This is a genomic window from Pseudomonas sp. FeS53a (assembly GCF_000931385.1).
GTDB lineage: Bacteria > Pseudomonadota > Gammaproteobacteria > Pseudomonadales > Pseudomonadaceae > Metapseudomonas > Metapseudomonas otitidis.
Genome location: NZ_JYFT01000045.1, coordinates 1 through 17,665 on the forward strand (window position 1 = coordinate 1; position 17,665 = coordinate 17,665).

Sequence of the window (17,665 nt, forward strand, 5' to 3'; positions counted from 1 at the left end):
GTTGCGTGCCGAGGCGTTGACGGCATTGCACCGGGCCCATGCCTTCTAGTGACCCTCAGCCGGTGGTCTTGCGCCGGGGATCGGGGATGCCGGACCAGAGCTCGTCGAGGTTGCGGAAGTTCCAGTCCGCCGGGGATTCGCGGCCGACGATGCGGTCGCGGCCGGCGAGCTTGGCCAGGTCCACCACTTCCTGGGGGATCGCGGTCTTCAGCCGGGCGGAATAGAACACCTTGACCTTGGGCGTGGTGAGGGACTTCTCGTGCTGCTCCATCACCACGCCCAGGCGCCCGCTCTCCAGGCGCACCAGGGACCCGGTGGGGTAGATGCCGATGGATTTGACGAAGGCCTGGAAAACCAGCTCGTCGAAGTGGTCCTTGCTCCATTCGGCCATGCGGCGGATGGATTCGGCCGGGTCCCAGCCACGCTTGTAGGGGCGGTCGGAGGTGATGGCGTCGTAGACGTCGCAGACCGCGCCCATCTTGGCCAGCAGGCTGATCTGGTCGCCGGCCAGGCGGTGCGGGTAGCCGGTGCCGTCGACCTTCTCGTGGTGGTGCAGGCAGACGTCCAGCACCAGGGCGCTGACCTGGTGGCTCTCCAGCAGGATGCGCGCGCCTTCCTCGGGGTGCTTGCGCACGCACTGGAACTCCTCGTCGGTGAGCTTGCCGGGCTTGTTCAGCACGTCCATGGGGATGGCCATCTTGCCGATGTCGTGCAGCAGGCCGGCCAGCCCGGCCTCGCGCACCTGGGCCTCGCCCAGGCCGAGCTGGCGGGCGAGGGCGATCATCAGGGCGCACACGGCCACGGAGTGCATGTAGGTGTATTCGTCGGCGGTCTTCAGCCGCGCCAGGCTGATCAGCGCATTGGGGTGGCGCAGCACCGAGTCGGAGATTTCCTGCACCAGGCCCTGGGCGTCGTCGACGCTGATGGCCTTGCCCATGCGGGCGTCGCTGAACATGCTCACCACGGCGTCCTTGGCCTTGGCACAGAGCATGGCTGCACGGCTGACTTCGCTTTCCAGGTCGGCACGCTCGATGGGCGGCGCCTGTTCGGCGGCGGCCAGGCGGGCGTCGATCTCGGCTTCGGCCTCCTCGACGCTGACGCTGGGCTGGTCCTGGTGGATATCCAGGCCCTTGTCGGTGTCGATCCAGACTTCATGGACATCGCTGTTGCGGATGCGCTGCAGGTCCTTGTCGGTCTTGACCACGAACTTGGCGCGGAAGAACGGGTGGTCCATCCATGAACCGCAGAACTCCTGAACGTACATGCCCAATTGCAGGTCGGTGGTGGCGATGCGTTTGAGTGTCATGGCACTACTCTGACGGGGGAAAGGCGCTCGGCAGGGCCGGCTGACACTCACTATAGGCGGGCGATGGCCGGCTTTGAAACGCCGCCTGCAAGCTTGCACGGCTGTTCTATCTTGAGTGAAGGCCGCCGCGCGGCATGCGGCGTTCCGTCTTCGCCCGACGACCGTCCGGCGGCCCAATGGCACCGTGCCATATTCGTCTAGTCTCTCTGTCAATCAGGGAAAGCGAGTAGCAGGGAATGCAGGATTCTTTCAGCTCCGAGCCGGTGATCCTGATCGTCGATGACCAGGCCAGCGACGTCCTCATCCTCAGCGAGGCGATCCGCGACCTGGCGTCCATTCATGTCGCCAACGGGGGAACGGGAACGCTGGATGTGGCGCGGGCCTGCCGCCCGGACGTGGTGCTGCTGGACATCCAGATGCCGCTGATGGACGGCTTCGAGATCTGCCGGGCGATCAAGTCGGACCCCAAGCTGCGCGGAGCATCGGTGCTGTTCGTTACCGCCCACAGCGGGCCGGAGAACGAGTTGAAGGCGCTGGAGAGCGGTGCCCTGGGCTTCATCCGCAAGCCGCTCAACCTGCCGCTGGTCCGCGCCCATGTGCGCGCCCACCTGGACCTGCGCGAGCAGGCCAAGCGGGTGGCCTGCTTCGATGCACTGACTAGTCTGCCCAACCGCGCCCTGTTGCAGGACCGGGCAGCCCAGGCCATCCAGAAGGCCCGGCGCAGCGAGGGGCGGGTGGCGATGCTGATGCTGGACCTGGACAACTTCAAATTCCTCAACGACACCATCGGCCACTCCGTGGGCGATCAGGTGCTGCGCGAGGTGGCCCAGCGGCTGTCTGCAGCGGTGCGTTCGGTGGACACGGTGAGCCGCCAGGGCGGTGACGAGTTCGTGGTGCTGCTGCCGGACGTGCAGGGCTTCGATGCGGTGGGGGATTTTGCCGACCGGCTGCTGGGGATCATCGCCCAGCCGCTGCTGATCAATGGCAACCGCTATGACTTGTCGGGGAGCATCGGTATCAGCTTTTTCCCCGATGATTGCGACAATTTCGAGTCGCTTTACCGCTATGCGGACGCGGCGATGTACCAGGCCAAGCAGGAAGGCCGCAACCGCTTCCGCTTCTTCTCCGAGCAGATCGAGAACAGCACCCGGGCCCGCCACATGCTCGAGCGCCACATGCGTCGGGCGCTGGAGCAGCGGGTGTTCGAGGTGTTCTACCAGGCCAAGGTGGACGTCACCGACGGCCGCCCCAGCGGCGTGGAGGCATTGGTGCGCTGGCGCACCTCCGACGGGCAACTGGTGTCGCCGGCGGACTTCATCCCCCTGGCGGAGGAGACGGGGCTGATCATCCCCATTGGCAAGTTCGTGATGCTGCAGGCCTGCAACGATGCCCAGCGGATGATCGCAATGGGCTGGCCGGTGTGCATGAGCGTGAACATCTCGGCGGTGCAGTTCCGCGAGGAGAGCTTCCTGGGCATGGTCACGGCCATCCTGGAGGAGTCGGGCCTGCCGCCGAACCACCTGGAACTGGAAATCACCGAAGGGGTGCTGGCCCACGACATCGACCGTACCCGTGCCACCCTGCTGGCGCTGAAGGAGATCGGCGTGCGCATCGCCATCGATGACTTCGGCACGGGTTACTCCAGCCTGGCCTACCTCAAGCGCCTGCCCATCGATGTGCTGAAGATCGACCAGAGCTTCGTCCGCGAGATGCTCACCGACCGCAGTGATGCGGCCATCATCGAGGCGGTCATCCGCCTGGCCCAGGCGCTGGACCTGGAACTGGTGGCCGAGGGCGTGGAGTGTCCGCGCCAGGCCCGGCGTCTTCAGGAGCTGGGGTGCCGGCTGATGCAGGGCTACCTGTTCTGCCGGCCGCTGCCCTACGAGGACGCCTGTGGCTTCCTCGCCGAGCACTGTGAGCACCCGCGCTGCTGGACCACTCTGGATGGCGAGGGGGAGGCCGAGTGAGAAACCGCGGGCAGGTGTCCGTTCCACTGGTTGCCATGCTCCTCACGGCGCTGGCCGGCCTGCTGGTGACTGGCCTGCTGGCGGGGTTGCTGGAGCGCACCAACCAGGATCGCCTGCACGAGGCGCTGCACGCCGCGACCGATCGCGCAGCGGACGCGGTGGTCAAGCGCCTGGAGCTTTACCAGTACGGCTTGCGCGGCACCCGGGGCAGCCTGCTGACCGCTGGGGAGTGGGGCATGACGCGGGAGATCTTCCAGCGCTATGCCCGCTCCCGCGATATCGCCAAAGAGTTTCCGGGTGCGCGGGGCTTCGGGTTGATCCGCCGTGTGCCACAGGCCGAGCTGGCCGGTTTCCTGGTCAAGGCGCGGGCCGACGGGCCGGCGGATTTCGACATCCATGAACTGACGGACCACCCGGGCGAGCATTTCATCATCCAGTACATCGAGCCCCTGGCAGGCAACGAGCCCGCCATTGGCTTGGACATCGCCTCCGAGCGCAACCGCCGTGAAGCGGCCCTGTCGGCGATGCGCAGTGGTGAGGTGCGGCTGACGGCACCGATCACCCTGGTGCAGTCCCTGGGCAAGCCGCGCCAGTCGTTCCTGATCCTGATGCCGATCTACCGCAGCGGGGTGGTGCCGGCGACCGAGGCTGAGCGGGAGCGTCAGGCCCTGGGCTGGAGCTATTCGCCGCTGATCACCGAGCAGGTGCTGCAGGGGCTGGAGGTGGTGGACGAGACGATGCGCCTGCGCCTGCGGGACATCACCGAGGATTCGGACGAGCCGCTGTTCTACGAGAGCGCGCCGGATTCGGCCGAGGCGCCGGAAATCCACCAGGAGAAGGTCCTGCGGGATCTCTACGGCCGTCGCTGGGAGATCGAACTGGCTGCGCTGCCGGCGTTTGCCGAGCGTCTGACGCTGCCGCCTCCGGCGATGGTGTGGGTGGCAGGGACAGGGCTGAGCCTGCTGCTGGCGGCGTTGCTGGGGGCGAGCCTGATGAGCCGCCGACGCAAGCACCAGGTGCTGGCGGAGCAGGCGCGGCTGGCGGCCATCGTCGAGAACTCGGCCGATGGCATCGTCGGCCAGACCCTGGGTGGCGTGATCACCAGTTGGAACCAGGGGGCCGAGGCGATCCTCGGTTACAGCGCCGAGCAGGCCATCGGCCAGGACCTGGCCGGGCTGGTGGTGCCGGAGCGCGGCCACGAGCAGGAAGAGACATTGCTGCGCCAGGCGCTGGCCGGGGAACGCATCAGCCTCTACGAGACCCGCTACCGGCGCCAGGACGGCAGCCTGGTGCATGTGGCCCTGTCGATCGCGCCGATCCTGGATGGCCTGGGCCGGGTGGTGGGCATTTCGCGCACGGTGCGTGACATCACGGCGCAGAAGCAGGCAGAGGCGCGCATCCTCGAGCTCAATGCCAGCCTGGAGACCCAGGTGGCCGAGCGTACAGCCCAGCTGTTGCGCACCAATGTGCTGCTGGACGGCGTGCTGACCGCGGCCACCGAGGTGTCGATCATCGCCACCGACCCGGACGGGCTGATCCGGGTGTTCAACCGCGGTGCCGAGCGCTTGCTGGGGTACTCGGCCGAGGAACTGGTGGGGCGCCAGACGCCGGCGCTGCTGCATGTGACCGAAGAGGTGGTGGCCCGTGGCCGGGAGCTTTCCGCCTATTACGACAAGCCGGTGCAGGGGTTCCGGGTGTTCGTCCAGGTGCCTGAGCTGGAAGGTTCCGAGGCACGTGAGTGGACCTATGTGCGCAAGGATGGCAGCCGCTTCCCGGTGACCCTGGTGGTGACCGCGATGCGCGATGAGCAGGGGCGCATCACCGGCTACCTGGGCATTTCCCTCGACATCACCGAGCGCAAGGCCACCGAGCGGCGCCTGGCGGAGAGCCTGGCGACCACCCGTGCTGTGCTGGATACGGCGGTGAACCCGGTGATCACCTTCGATGGCGAGGGGCGCATCCAGACCTTCAACCCGGCGGGTGGCGTGGTGTTCGGGGTATCGCCCGAGCATATGGTCGGGCGCTCCATCGAGGACCTGATCGAGCCCGTGTCCCTGGAGCGCTTCCACGAACTGCTCACGGGCTACGAGCAGCCGGTGGAGGGGCTGGGGCCCAGCGGGATGGAGCTGTGGGGGCGGCGCAGTGACGACAGCGCCTTCCCCATGCAGGTCACCCTGGCACCGATGCTGGTGGGTGGCGAGCAGCGCATGGTCTGCGTGGTGACCGACCTCAGCGAGCAGCATCGCCAGCGCAAGGAGCTGGTGGCCACCCGCGACCAGCTGCTGCTGGCCTCGGAGGTGGCGGGCCTGGGCATCTGGTCGTGGTTCCTGGAAGACAACCGGCTGCACTGGAACGACCGCATGTTCGAGCTGTATGGACAGCCGCGCAGCCTGCGGGAACAAGGCCTCACGTTCGACCATTGGCGCCAGCGTGTGCACCCGGACGACATGGACCGGGTGGTGGCGCAGCTCCAGGGCGCCATTGCCGGGACGGCGGTCTACGACCCGATCTTCCGCATCGTGCGGCCGGACGGGCAGGTGCGTTACATCCAGGCGGCGGCTCAGATCGAACGGGATTCCCTGGGACGCCCCACCCGGGTGACCGGGATCAACCTCGACATCACCGCCCAGCGGGAACTGGAGTCGCGCCTGCGGGATGCCCGCGACAAGGCGGATGCGGCCAGCGCGGCGAAGAGCTTCTTCCTGGCCAACATGAGCCATGAAATCCGCACGCCGATGAATGCGGTGTTGGGCATGCTGCACCTGGTGCAAGGCACCGGGCTGGACAACCGCCAGCTGGACTACGTGCTCAAGGCGCAGACAGCGGCGCGCTCGTTGCTGGGGCTGCTCAACGACATTCTCGATTACTCGAAGATCGAAGCCGGCAAGCTGCAGCTCGATCCGCACCCGTTCGAGCTGGAGTCGCTGATGCGCGACTTGGCAGTGGTGCTGGCGGGTAACCAGGGCGACAAGGATGTAGAGGTGATGTTCGACCTCGACGCCAACCTGCCGCTGCACCTGGTGGGGGACAGCTTCCGCCTGCAGCAGGTGCTGATCAACCTGGGTGGCAATGCCCTGAAATTCACCAGCCGTGGCCAGGTGGTGGTGGCCTTCCGTCAACTGGCCTGCGACGACTCCTCGGTGTTGCTGCAGGTGTCGATCAGCGACACCGGCATCGGCATCAGCCCGGAGCAGCTGGAGCGGATCTTCGATGGCTTCACCCAGGCCGAGGCGTCCACCACGCGCCGCTTCGGCGGCACCGGGCTGGGCCTGGTGATCTGCAAGCGCCTGGTGGAGCTGATGGGGGCCGAGCTGAAGGTGGAAAGCCGGCCGGGAGAAGGCAGCCGTTTCTGGTTCGATGTGCGGCTGGGCATCAGCGAGCCGGTCGCCGCCCTGCGCAGCGAGTGCCCGTGCGTGGATGCGCCGCTGCACCTGCTGGTGGTGGACGACAACCCGGTGGCGGGGGAGGTGCTGCTGCGCACGCTGCTGTCCCTGGGGTGGCGCAGTGAATACGTGATGTCGGGTGAGGCGGCTGTCTCGGCGGTGCAGCAGGCGGCGCGGCGGGGCGATCCGTTCGACCTGGTGCTGATGGACTGGCGCATGCCGGGGCTGGACGGGCTGGCCAGCAGCCGTGCCCTGGCGGCACTGGGGGCTGCAGCACCCCGGGTGGTGATGATCACCGCCCACGGCAGCGAGGTGCTGGCGGACCAGCAGCAGAAGGGACGGGCACCGTTTGCGGCGTTCCTCACCAAGCCGGTGACGCCCCAGCAGTTGGCCACTGCTGTGCAACGGGCGATCTGGGGCGAGGAGGGGGCGGTGGGCCAGCCTACCGCCGGTGTAGCGCGGGTCCGGCACCTTGCTGGGTTGTGCCTGCTGGTGGTGGAGGACAACGCGCTGAACCGCCAGGTGGCTTCGGAGCTGCTGATGGGCGAGGGCGCGGAAGTGATCCTGGCCGAGGGCGGCCTGGAGGGGGTGCAGACGGTGCTGGCGGAGCCGGAGCGTTTCGATGCGGTGCTGATGGACATCCAGATGCCGGACATCGATGGCCTGGAGGCGTCCCGGCGCATCCGCCTGGATGAACGGTGCCGCACCCTGCCGATCATCGCCATGACCGCCAATGCCTCGGAGCAGGACCGTCGCACCTGTCTGGAGGCGGGGATGAACGACCACGTCGGCAAGCCGGTGGACATCCAGCAACTGACCCGGGTGCTGCTGTTCTGGACCGGTGGGGCTACCCCGGCGCTGCCGGAGCCTCCGCCCCCCCGTGCCGAATCGGGTGCGCAGGTGTTGCTGGAGCCGCCGGCGTCGATCCTGTCGCGTTTTGCCGACAACCTGCCATTGCTGCAGACGGTGCTGGTCAGCTTCCGCGAGGAGACCGAGCGTCAGCTGGAGCAACTGCAGCAGGCCCGTGACGATGGCGACCTGCGCGGTGTGCTGGCGGCCTTGCATGGCATCAAGGGCAGTACCGGGACGATGGGAGCCAGGGCGCTTTCACACCTGGCCATGGAGCTGGAGAGCCGGGGCCGTGGATTGACCCCGGATACGGCTGCTCCCTTTCTCGAAGACCCGAGCTGGCTGCTGCAGATGCGTGCGCTGCTGGTGGAGAGCAACCAGCAACTGCTGGAGCAATTCCAGGTGGATGCGTCGACTGGCCAGGGGCAGGAGCCCTTGCCGGCGCTGGATGAGGACGCCTGGCGTGAGGTGCTGCAGCAGACGCTGGAGCTGCTGGCCAGCGGATCGATCCAGGCGCTGGACCGCGCGCGGGAGCTTAAAGGGCGTGCTCCGGATAGCCTGCGGGAGGCGGCAGCTGCCTTTGCCGCGCGGGTGGAGCGTCTGGACTTCCAGGGCGCCCAGGCCTTGGCCCGTGACTTGTTGCCCAGTGATGCGGCGTCTTCGCCGGACTGAAGGGTATCGGGCCTGATACCGAATTCTTCCCGGCGCTGCGGAACTGGCGGGCGCCGGCTCGCTCAAATCGGCACTTCAACCACTGCCGAGGTGTGAGCAGCATGCGTCTTCCCTTCAAGCCCTTCCTGGCCCTTCTGATGGTTCTGCCGTTGACCGCTTGCCTGGACAAGCAGGTGGACCAGACGGCGTTGTGCACCTTCACCTCCGACGCCGATGCACGGCTGTGCAAGGAGGGCGAGCTGGCCTGGTTCAAGCCGGCCCGCTGGGGCAACGAGCAGTTGCCGTTGAGCGTGGCGGCGGCCTATTGCGACTTCAACCATCCGGTGATGCACAACAACGCGGGGGTGATCTGCGTGTTCACCGAGAAGCGCCTGCGGCTGGTCAACGGCCAGTAAGGCGGGGGCGGGCGAGGCGGGAGTATTCCGCCCTGGTCAGCAGGTGCAAATAAAAAAGGCCCCGGTATCGCTACCGGGGCCTTGAGGCATCCGGCTGGGCCCGAAGGCCCGCCGGTGAACAGCTCCTATTAGTGGAACTGGTTCATGGTGTTGTCTTTACCGCTTGCCTTCAGAGCCGCTTCGCCAGCGAAGTACTCTTTGTGGTTGTCGCCGATGTCGGAGCCAGCCATGTTCTGGTGCTTGACGCAGGCGATGCCTTGGCGCAGTTCCTGGCGCTGAACACCTTTCACGTAGGCCAGCATGCCCTCGTCGGCGAAGTAGCCTTTGGCCAGGTTGTCGGTGGACAGGGCCGCAGTGTGGTAGGTCGGCAGGGTGATCAGGTGGTGGAAGATGCCGGCGTGGGCGGAACCGTCACGCTGGAAGGTACGGATCTTCTCGTCTGCAACCTGGGCCAGTTCGGTCTCGTCGTACTCGACGCTCATCAGCTTGGCGCGGTCGTAGGCGGAAACGTCCTTGCCTTCGGCGACGAACGCGTCGAACACCTGCTGGCGGAAGTTCAGGGTCCAGTTGAAGGACGGGCTGTTGTTGTAGACCAGCTTGGCATTCGGGATGACCTGACGGATGCGGTCAACCATGCCTTTGATCTGGCCAACGTGCGGCTTCTCGGTTTCGATCCACAGCAGGTCGGCGCCGTTCTGCAGGCTGGTGATGCAGTCCAGTACGCAGCGGTCTTCGCCGGTGCCCTGACGGAACTGGAACAGGTTGGACGGCAGGCGCTTGGGACGCAGCAGCTTGCCTTCGCGGTTGATCACGACGTCGCCGTTCTTCAGTTCGGCAGCGGAGATCTCTTCGCAGTCCAGGAAGGAGTTGTACTGGTCGCCCAGGTCGCCCGGTTGCTTGGTCACGGCGATCTGCTTGGTCAGGCCGGCACCCAGGGAGTCGGTACGGGCAACGATCACGCCGTCGTCCACACCCAGCTCGAGGAACGCGTAGCGAACGGCGTTGATCTTGGCGAGGAAGTCTTCGTGGGGAACGGTCACTTTGCCGTCCTGGTGGCCGCACTGCTTCTCGTCGGAAACCTGGTTCTCGATCTGGATGCAGCATGCACCGGCTTCGATCATCTTCTTGGCCAGCAGGTAGGTGGCTTCCGGGTTACCGAAGCCAGCGTCGATGTCGGCGATGATCGGGACGACGTGGGTTTCGTAGCCGTCGATCTGGGCCTGTACTTCGGCTTCCTTGGCCTTGTCACCGGCGGCGCGGGCAGCGTCCAGGGCGGTGAACAGCAGGTCCAGTTCGCGGGCGTCAGCCTGGCGCAGGAAGGTGTACAGCTCTTCGATCAGGCCGGCGACAGCAGTCTTCTCGTGCATGGACTGGTCGGGCAGCGGACCGAAGTCGGAACGCAGGGCGGCAACCATCCAGCCGGACAGGTAGAGGTAGCGCTTGTTGGTGGTCTTCAGGTGCTTCTTGATGGAGATCAGCTTCTGCTGACCGATGAAGCCGTGCCAGCAGCCCAGGGACTGGGTGTAGACGGAGGAGTCGGCATCGTACTCGGCCATGTCCTTGCGCATGATGGCCGCGGTGTACTTGGCGATGTCCAGACCGGTCTTGAAGCGGTTCTGCACACGCATGCGAGCTGCGTACTCGGGGTTGATCGCGCTCCAGCTGCTGCCGTACTTCTCTTTCAGCGCGGCAACGGCTTTGATCTCGTTCTGATATGCGGACATGGTCAATCCTTCAAATGTGTATGGTTGAGCACCAACTTCCCCGTGCAAGGACCTGGAAGGCCATGGCGGGTTGCTCACCGCAGTACGCTGAGAATGTGACCAGAGCGAGTGTGAACTCGGAGGGAGGGGTTGAGACGAACGGTGCAGGCGGCTTCGGTGATCGCTACCCGTGGCGCTTTCGGCTCGTGGATGCCTTGACGCACGAATAGGGGTGAAGTTTCGTCTGCCAGTTTCGCGGTGCTTCCCCGTCCCTCAGGACAACCTCGTTCCAGTCGCAACCTCGTCGCACTGCCTTTTGGGCTACACAACACGGGTCGGCTCGTTGGTCTGGAGCACGGCCCGGAGGCCCGTTTCAGGGCCCCTGGTTAGCGGGAGCGGGGCCATCATGCGCCTCAAACAAGTGTTCGTCAAACGTTTTTGTAGTGTTTTTTTGTGACTACTACAAAAGTCGTGTGTGCGACCGGATGGTCAGTTGGAGGGGGCTCAGTCGAGGCTGTCGACCTTCAGGCGCAGGGTCATGTTTTCGCTGCCCTGGGTGCTCTGGCGGTGCAGGAAACCACTGCTGTCGCTCTGGCTGGATTCGTTGACGCCGCCGACGGTGATCCATTCGCCGAGCCGGCCGCTCACGCGGGTGTCGGTGCTCTGGATGTCGATGGCGCCCGGCTGGGACTGGCTGAGGCGGTCGCGGTTGCTGCTGAGGCTGACGTGCACGGTCTGCCCGGTGACGCTGGCGGTGACGTAGAAGCCGCGGGTGACGTTGCGGTATTCGGTGTTGGTGTAGACCTGCCCATAGGGCCCGGTGCTGGCGCTGGTGATGGGCACGCTCTGGCCGACCTGGATGAGGGCGGGGTAGCCCTCGGTGGCCTGGACCTGCTGGACGCCGCCGCCCCGGCTGTCGGTGCTGCGGCGGATGATGCGCACCTGGTCGCGGCCGTTGACTTCGCCACGGCCGGCCTGGACGTCGACGCCGCCGACGCTGGCCGAGCCGTTGACGCTGTAGCCCTGGTCGTCCTGGTAGTTGCTGTCGCTGGTGTCCACCGAGATCAGCAGGCGGCGTGGGGCGGTGTCGAGCTTGTCGAGCACGCCGCGCAGTTCCTGGATCTTCTGCGGGGAGGCATTGACGATCAGCTGGTTGCCGTAGGCGCTGACCCGGCCTTCGTTGCCGATCACCGACTGCACCACCGGCATCACGTCCTCGGCGGTGCGGTAGTTGAGCGGGATGACTTCGGTGGCGGCCTGCAGGGGCAGGCTCAGGGCCAGGCACAGGGCGGCGAGCAGGGCGCGTGGCGTCATAGCAGGAAACTCCGCAGGTCGGGGTCGCTGACGCTCTGGTCCCAGGCCTGGTCGAACTGGACCTGGCGCAGGCGGCAGCGGCCGGGGTCGTTGTACAGGGCGTAGCCGGCGAAGCTGTCCAGCTCCGGGCGCATCAGCAGGCCACGGTCGTCCACCAGCAGGTAGGCGCACTCTTCGCTGGCGTGGTCCGGGTTGAGCCGGCGGATCTGGCTGTTGCTGGACAGGCGGCGCACGAGGTTGAGCAGGCGGTGGCCTTCCTTCACCGGGCGGGTCACGTCGCGGATCAGGATGCGCAGGCGGTTGCGCGGGTTGGCCAGGAGGAAGCGGGTGCAGGCTGTCTGGATGCTGCTGTGGTGATAGAGCCAGGCTTCCAGGTCGGGCGTGTAGAGGTTGAGGCTGCGCTGGGCCTGTTGCAGAAGCGCCAGGGCGTGGGGGCGGGCTTCCTCGGGTTTGGCGAAGCGCTGCAGGGCGTCGTGCTGGCCGAGCACGAAGGGAGCGGGTTCCCAGGGGGCGGGTTCGCGCAGGTCCGGGACCGGGTTATGGACATCGAAACGCCCCGGTGAATGGAATTCGATGGCAGGCAGTTCGGCCTCGATCTCTTCGTTTTCCGGGACGTTCGATTCCATGGGGACCTCTATTGGCTGTCGCGCACCATATCCACGTGGGGGATGCCGGCTTCGATGAACTCTTCGCTGACCACACGGAAGCCATGGCGCTCGTAGAACGGCGTGGCGTGGACCTGGGCCGAGAGCATCTGCTGCTTGAGGCCGCGGCGCTCGGCTTCGGCAATCACCGCTTCGAGCAGGCGATCACCGACATGCAGGCCGCGCCAATCCTTGAGGACCGAAACGCGACCGATGTGGCCGTCGGGCAGCAGGCGTGCGGTGCCGATCGCGTACTCGTGCTCGAGGGCGAGGAAGTGCACGGCGTCGGCATCCTCGGCATCCCACTCCTGTTCAGGCGACACGGATTGCTCGGCGATGAAGACCGCCTCGCGGATGCGTCGCAAGTCAGCGTTGTCCTTCTGCCAGTCGGCGATTCGGACGTGAATCTCACTCATCGGCAAACTCCAGACTTCCTTGCTTGATCAGTTCCCACAGAAGCTTACGCCCGTCTTCGTCGGCCAGCCATCGGCCGAGGTTCTCGATGTGCAGTGCATCGCTGGAGCACACCAGGCGCAGCAGTTCGCGCAGGGAGGAGGGCAGCAGGCGGCTCTGGCCGCTGGCGAACAGCACGAGGCCGATGTCCACTTCCGACCAGGCCATGCGCGCGCTGGGGTTGCGGATGATCACGGCGCCGTCTTCGATGGCGCCGACGAAGGCTTCTTCATCGACTTCGATGCCGGTGACCAGTTCGGGGTAGCGCGGCTCGGTCATGAACTGGCCGAACCAGGTCAGCAGCAGGCGCTCGTCGCTCATGTGCTCGGCGATCAGGGCCTTGAGGCGGTCGAGGGCGTCCTGCTGGATCTGGTGCGGGTCTTCGACCGGCTGGATGTCGGCGTCGCTGTAGCGCTCCTCGTCCGGGATGAACTGGGCGAGGAAGTCGGTGAAGTGGGTGAGCACTTCGGCGGCGCTGGGGGCGCGGAAGCCGACCGAGTAGGTCATGCAGTCGTCTTCGGCGGTGCCGAAGTGGGCGAGGCGCGGCGGCAGGTAGAGCATGTCGCCGGGTTCCAGGACCCACTCATCGGTGCCCATGAATTCGGCGAGGATGCGCAGGTCGCCGTGGGGCAGCAGCGCGCTGTCGGCGTCGCACATCTGGCCGATGCGCCAGCGGCGGTGGCCATGGCCCTGGAGCAGGAAGACGTCGTAGTTGTCGTAGTGCGGGCCGACACCGCCGCCCGGGGCGGCGTAGCTGATCATGACGTCGTCGATGCGCCAGTTGGGCAGGAAGCGGAAGTGCTCCAGCAGTTCGCCGACTTCCGGGACGAACTGGTCGACGGACTGCACCAGCAGGGTCCAGTCGCGCTCGGGTAGGTTCTGGTAGGTGTCCTCGGCGAAGGGGCCTCGACGCAGCTCCCAGGGGCGCTCGCCGTGTTCGAGGATGATGCGCGACTCGACTTCCTCTTCCAGGGACAGGCCGGCCAGCTCATCGGGGGAGATGGGGCTTTCGAAGCCTGGGATGGCCTGGCGGATCAGCAGCGGCTTCTTCTGCCAGTAGTCACGGAGGAATTCGCGGGCAGAGATGCCGCCGAGGATTTGCAGGGGAAGATCGGAAGTCATGGCAGTGAACCTGTGAAATAAAAACGCCCGGCACGGCCGGGCGTATGGAGGCGGTTGCCCGTCAGATGCGCTTGGCCTGGGCCACGGCGTTGCCGATGTAGGCAGCCGGGGTCAGTTTGCGCAGTTCGGCCTTGGCTTCGGCAGGGATGGCCAGGCCGTCGATGAAAGTCTGCAGGGCTTCGGGGCTGATGCCCTTGCCGCGGGTCAGTTCCTTCAGCTTCTCGTAGGGGTTCTCGACGCCATAACGACGCATGACGGTCTGTACCGGCTCGGCGAGGACTTCCCAGCAGGCGTCCAGGTCTTCGGCGATGCGCTGGGCGTTCAGCTCCAGCTTGCCGATGCCCTTGAGGCTGGCTTCATAGGCGATGACGCTGTGGGCGAAGCCGACGCCGAGGTTGCGCAGCACGGTGGAGTCGGTCAGGTCGCGCTGCCAGCGGGAGATCGGCAGCTTGCTGGCCAGGTGCTGGAACAGGGCGTTGGCGATGCCGAGGTTGCCTTCGGAGTTCTCGAAGTCGATCGGGTTGACCTTGTGCGGCATGGTGGAGGAGCCGATCTCGCCGGCAACGGTCTTCTGCTTGAAGTAGCCGAGGGAGATGTAGCCCCAGACGTCGCGGTCGAAGTCGATGAGGATGGTGTTGAAGCGGGCGACGGCATCGAACAGTTCGGCGATGTAGTCGTGGGGCTCGATCTGGGTGGTGTAGGGGTTCCAGGTCAGGCCCAGGTCGCCTTCGATGAATTCGCGGGCGTTGGCTTCCCAGTCGATGTCCGGGTAGGCGGACAGGTGGGCGTTGTAGTTGCCGACGGCGCCGTTGATCTTGCCGAGCAGCGGGACGGCGGCCACCTGGGCGATCTGGCGCTCCAGGCGGTAGACGACGTTGGCCATTTCCTTGCCGAGGGTGGTGGGCGAGGCGGGCTGGCCGTGGGTACGGGAGAGCATGGGGACGTCGGCGAAGCGCACGGCGAGATCGCGGATGGCATCGGCCAGCTGGCGCATGAGCGGCAGGATCACCTGGTCGCGGCCTTCGCGCAGCATCAGGGCGTGGGACAGGTTGTTGATGTCCTCGCTGGTGCAGGCGAAGTGGATGAACTCGCTGACCTTGGCCAGTTCCGGCAGCGTGGCAGCCTGCTCCTTGAGCAGGTACTCCACGGCCTTCACGTCGTGGTTGGTGGTGCGTTCGATTTCCTTGATGCGCTCGGCATGCTCGAGCTGGAAGTCTTCGGCGAGCTTGTCCAGCAGGGCGTTGGCTTCGGCGGAGAAGGGCGCCACTTCCGGGACGCCGGCGTGGGCGGCGAGGCGCTGCAGCCAGCGCACTTCGACCTGGACGCGGAAACGGATCAGGCCGTATTCACTGAAGATCGGACGCAGGGCGCTGGTTTTGCCGGCGTAGCGGCCATCGACGGGGGAAACCGCAGTGAGCGAAGAGAGCTGCATGGAGGGGGTCTCGGGCAGGTCGGTCAACGAAAAGGGCGCACATCATACATGAAAACCGACCCGGTCGCCGTGCCCGACCGGTCACCTTCCGGCGACCGGTCGCTGGACTCACCCTCGCAGCAGGGGGTAGAGCTCGGCGAGCAGCTTGCGACGGCTGAACAGCAGCTGCCAGCGGTGGCCGCCAAGCTGGCGCCAGAGGCGGGCTGAGCGGATACCGGCGAGCAGCAGGGCGCGGATCCTGGCGGCGTTGGTGGATTGCTGCAGGTAGCGCATGTCGCCATGCACCTGGATGCGCTGGCGGAAGGTGCTGAGGGTGTCCTGGTAGAGCGAAGCGCAGGAGGCGACGACGTTGTCGTGGGCCGGGCCGAAGTGCTGGACCTGCTGTTGAATCTGGTCGAGGCGGCTGCCGATCTGGTCGAGCATGTCGTCGCGTTTGGCCAGCTGGCGTTCGAGGGTGAGCAGCGACAGGGCGTAGCGCAGGGGCTCGCGCTGGAGGCTGGCGGGCTCGCGTTCGAGTGCACTGACCAGGGCCTTGTAGCCGTCGCGCAGGTTGATGTCGTCGCCGCCGTACACGTCCAGGGTGCTCTTCGGGTCGCGCACCAGCAGGCTGCCGATCATGCAGGCGAGGGGGGCTTCGCTGATCTGCCCGGTCTTGGCGATGCGGTCGACCAGGGCGGCGGCTTCGAAGACGCCGCCGAGGGCGATGAGCTGTTCGTTCAGCGGGGCCATCAGGTGCGTTCCTCGCTGTACCAGGGCTCGGCGCTCTCGATCACGCCGCCGCCGAGGCACACCTCGCCGTCGTAGAAGACCACGGACTGGCCGGGGGTGACGGCGCGCTGGGGCTCGGCGAAGACGGCGCGGTAGCCGTCGGCGGTCTTCTCCAGGGTGCAGGCCTGGTCGGCCTGGCGGTAGCGCACCTTGGCGGTGAGTTGGCGCGGGGCGTCCAGTTCGATGGGGTTGACCCAGAAGATCTCGGAGGCGAGCAGGGCCCGGGAGAACAGCCACGGGTGCTCATTACCCTGGCCGACCACGAGGACGTTGCGGGCGACGTCCTTGGCGAGGACGTACCAGGGCTCGTCGCTGGCGTCCTTCATGCCGCCGATGCCAAGGCCCTGGCGCTGGCCGATGGTGTGGTACATGAGACCGTGGTGGCGGCCGATGACGTCGCCGTCGGTGGTCTCGATGTCACCCGGCTGGGCGGGGAGGTACTGCTTGAGGAAGTCGCTGAAGCGGCGTTCACCGATGAAGCAGATGCCGGTGGAGTCCTTCTTCTTGGCGGTGGCCAGGCCGTGTTTCTCGGCGATGGCGCGGACTTCCGGCTTCTCCAGTTCGCCGACGGGGAACAGGGTGCGGGCGATTTCCTTGCCGCCGACGGCGTGGAGGAAGTAGCTCTGGTCCTTGTTCGGGTCCAGGCCCTTGAGCAGTTCGGTGCGGCCGTCGATATCGCGGCGGCGCACGTAGTGGCCGGTGGCGATGAGGTCGGCACCGAGCACCAGGGCGTAGTCGAGGAAGGCTTTGAACTTGATCTCGCGGTTACAGAGGATGTCCGGGTTCGGCGTGCGGCCGGCCTTGTATTCGGCGAGGAAGTGCTCGAACACGTTGTCCCAGTACTCGGCGGCGAAGTTGGCGGTGTGCAGCTTGATGCCGATGCGGTCGCAGACGGCCTGGGCGTCGGCCAGGTCTTCCTTGGCGGTGCAGTACTCGGTGCCGTCGTCCTCGTCCCAGTTCTTCATGAACAGGCCTTCCACCTGGTAGCCCTGTTCCATCAGCAGGAGAGCGGAAACCGAGGAGTCTACGCCGCCGGACATGCCGACGATGACGCGGGTGTTGGCTTTATCGGACATAGGAATCTGTTGCTGCTGCAAAAAAGAACGGGATTCTACCAGTTGCGGCGAATGGGGGCGATCAGGCCGGGTCGCGGATCAGGGCCAGGGGAAAGCGCTCACCCGCCAGGTAGTCGTCGACACAGCGCAGGACGAGGCGGCTGCGCCAGCGGTCCTGTTGGGCTGCCAACTCGTCGCGGGTGAGCCAGCGCGGGCCGATGATGCCGTCGTCCAGTGCCAGGTCGGGGCGATGGCGCAGGGGGCGGGCGGCGAAGCAGACGCGCTGGTAGGTCACGCCATTGCTGGGGGCGGTGTACAGGTAGATGCCGGTGACGGCGGTGAGTTCAACCTCCCAGCCGGTCTCTTCGAGGGTTTCCCGCAGGGCGGCCTGGGGCAGCGTCTCGTCGGCTTCGAGGTGGCCGGCGGGCTGGTTCAGGACGGCCCGGCCGTCGGCTTCTTCCTCGACCAGGAGGAAGCGGCCCTGGTCTTCGACCACGGTGGCGACGGTGATGTGGGGTTGCCAGGTCATGGTGTGGCTCCTTCTGAGGGGCCGACATGTTCGCAGGGCTGCGCCGGAAAAAGAAACCCCGGGACATGCCCGG

At 66.3% G+C, this 17,665-nt stretch carries 13 protein-coding genes; 3 read left to right on the top strand and 10 right to left on the bottom strand.

Annotated features, from left to right (window positions below):
* Positions 1 to 55: 55 nt before the first annotated feature.
* The gene (locus SZ55_RS12755; protein ID WP_044406266.1) at positions 56 to 1,306 is read right to left on the bottom strand and encodes an HD-GYP domain-containing protein; all 1,251 of its coding nucleotides are present in this window, start codon (positions 1,304 to 1,306) and stop codon (positions 56 to 58) included.
* Between the two features lie 236 nt (positions 1,307 to 1,542).
* On the opposite strand from SZ55_RS12755, the gene SZ55_RS12760 reads away from it, so the two are divergent.
* From SZ55_RS12760 to SZ55_RS12770, 3 genes are all read left to right on the top strand, one after another.
* Positions 1,543 to 3,273 (top strand): putative bifunctional diguanylate cyclase/phosphodiesterase, encoded by a 1,731-nt coding sequence (locus SZ55_RS12760; protein WP_044406269.1) that lies wholly within the window; start codon positions 1,543 to 1,545, stop codon positions 3,271 to 3,273.
* Positions 3,274 to 3,287: 14 nt separating this feature from the next.
* On the top strand, positions 3,288 to 8,177 hold the full coding sequence (locus SZ55_RS12765; RefSeq protein ID WP_152644477.1) for a PAS domain S-box protein: 4,890 nt from the start codon (positions 3,288 to 3,290) through the stop codon (positions 8,175 to 8,177).
* 101 nt (positions 8,178 to 8,278) lie between these two features.
* Positions 8,279 to 8,572, top strand: a complete 294-nt coding sequence (locus tag SZ55_RS12770) for a hypothetical protein (RefSeq protein ID WP_052807592.1) — start codon at positions 8,279 to 8,281, stop codon at positions 8,570 to 8,572.
* A 128-nt stretch (positions 8,573 to 8,700) separates the two neighbouring features.
* Here SZ55_RS12770 and SZ55_RS12775 read toward each other — a convergent pair whose 3' ends face one another.
* The 9 genes from SZ55_RS12775 to SZ55_RS12815 form a co-directional block, all read right to left on the bottom strand.
* Positions 8,701 to 10,296: an isocitrate lyase gene (locus tag SZ55_RS12775; RefSeq protein ID WP_044406275.1), complete on the bottom strand. Its 1,596-nt coding sequence runs from the start codon at positions 10,294 to 10,296 to the stop codon at positions 8,701 to 8,703.
* A 483-nt stretch (positions 10,297 to 10,779) separates the two neighbouring features.
* Complete coding sequence (locus tag SZ55_RS12780) at positions 10,780 to 11,589, bottom strand: secretin N-terminal domain-containing protein (protein ID WP_044406278.1); 810 nt, start codon at positions 11,587 to 11,589, stop codon at positions 10,780 to 10,782.
* The gene (locus SZ55_RS12785) at positions 11,586 to 12,215 is read right to left on the bottom strand and encodes a DUF7931 domain-containing protein (RefSeq protein WP_044406281.1); all 630 of its coding nucleotides are present in this window, start codon (positions 12,213 to 12,215) and stop codon (positions 11,586 to 11,588) included. Before SZ55_RS12785 ends, SZ55_RS12780 begins: the two co-directional genes overlap by 4 nt.
* A gap of 8 nt (positions 12,216 to 12,223) precedes the next feature.
* Positions 12,224 to 12,649 (bottom strand): GNAT family N-acetyltransferase, encoded by a 426-nt coding sequence (locus SZ55_RS12790; RefSeq protein ID WP_044406283.1) that lies wholly within the window; start codon positions 12,647 to 12,649, stop codon positions 12,224 to 12,226.
* Positions 12,642 to 13,808 carry a ribosomal protein uL16 3-hydroxylase gene (locus SZ55_RS12795; protein WP_044406286.1) on the bottom strand — a complete coding sequence of 389 codons (1,167 nt, stop codon included), beginning with the start codon at positions 13,806 to 13,808 and terminating at the stop codon, positions 12,642 to 12,644. Before SZ55_RS12795 ends, SZ55_RS12790 begins: the two co-directional genes overlap by 8 nt.
* A 61-nt stretch (positions 13,809 to 13,869) precedes the next feature.
* Complete coding sequence (gene purB / locus SZ55_RS12800; protein ID WP_044406289.1) at positions 13,870 to 15,240, bottom strand: adenylosuccinate lyase; 1,371 nt, start codon at positions 15,238 to 15,240, stop codon at positions 13,870 to 13,872.
* 108 nt (positions 15,241 to 15,348) lie between these two features.
* Positions 15,349 to 15,969, bottom strand: a complete 621-nt coding sequence (hflD, locus tag SZ55_RS12805; protein WP_044406292.1) for a high frequency lysogenization protein HflD — start codon at positions 15,967 to 15,969, stop codon at positions 15,349 to 15,351.
* The gene (gene mnmA, locus SZ55_RS12810) at positions 15,969 to 17,084 is read right to left on the bottom strand and encodes a tRNA 2-thiouridine(34) synthase MnmA (protein ID WP_044406295.1); all 1,116 of its coding nucleotides are present in this window, start codon (positions 17,082 to 17,084) and stop codon (positions 15,969 to 15,971) included. The genes hflD and mnmA overlap by 1 nt, the downstream gene beginning before the upstream one ends.
* 61 nt (positions 17,085 to 17,145) lie before the next feature.
* Positions 17,146 to 17,592, bottom strand: a complete 447-nt coding sequence (locus SZ55_RS12815; protein WP_044406298.1) for an NUDIX hydrolase — start codon at positions 17,590 to 17,592, stop codon at positions 17,146 to 17,148.
* Between the last annotated feature and the right edge of the window lie 73 nt (positions 17,593 to 17,665).

What these genes read in the sequence shown, in the direction of transcription:
- SZ55_RS12785 (WP_044406281.1), bottom strand. Translation starts at nt 12,215, where the DNA reads ATGGAATCGAACGTCCCGGAAAACGAAGAGATCGAGGCCGAACTGCCT.
- SZ55_RS12755 (WP_044406266.1), bottom strand. Translation starts at nt 1,306, where the DNA reads ATGACACTCAAACGCATCGCCACCACCGACCTGCAATTGGGCATGTAC.
- mnmA (WP_044406295.1), bottom strand. Translation starts at nt 17,084, where the DNA reads ATGTCCGATAAAGCCAACACCCGCGTCATCGTCGGCATGTCCGGCGGC.
- SZ55_RS12815 (WP_044406298.1), bottom strand. Translation starts at nt 17,592, where the DNA reads ATGACCTGGCAACCCCACATCACCGTCGCCACCGTGGTCGAAGACCAG.
- SZ55_RS12795 (WP_044406286.1), bottom strand. Translation starts at nt 13,808, where the DNA reads ATGACTTCCGATCTTCCCCTGCAAATCCTCGGCGGCATCTCTGCCCGC.
- SZ55_RS12775 (WP_044406275.1), bottom strand. Translation starts at nt 10,296, where the DNA reads ATGTCCGCATATCAGAACGAGATCAAAGCCGTTGCCGCGCTGAAAGAG.
- SZ55_RS12760 (WP_044406269.1), top strand. Translation starts at nt 1,543, where the DNA reads ATGCAGGATTCTTTCAGCTCCGAGCCGGTGATCCTGATCGTCGATGAC.
- SZ55_RS12780 (WP_044406278.1), bottom strand. Translation starts at nt 11,589, where the DNA reads ATGACGCCACGCGCCCTGCTCGCCGCCCTGTGCCTGGCCCTGAGCCTG.
- purB (WP_044406289.1), bottom strand. Translation starts at nt 15,240, where the DNA reads ATGCAGCTCTCTTCGCTCACTGCGGTTTCCCCCGTCGATGGCCGCTAC.
- SZ55_RS12770 (WP_052807592.1), top strand. Translation starts at nt 8,279, where the DNA reads ATGCGTCTTCCCTTCAAGCCCTTCCTGGCCCTTCTGATGGTTCTGCCG.
- SZ55_RS12790 (WP_044406283.1), bottom strand. Translation starts at nt 12,649, where the DNA reads ATGAGTGAGATTCACGTCCGAATCGCCGACTGGCAGAAGGACAACGCT.
- hflD (WP_044406292.1), bottom strand. Translation starts at nt 15,969, where the DNA reads ATGGCCCCGCTGAACGAACAGCTCATCGCCCTCGGCGGCGTCTTCGAA.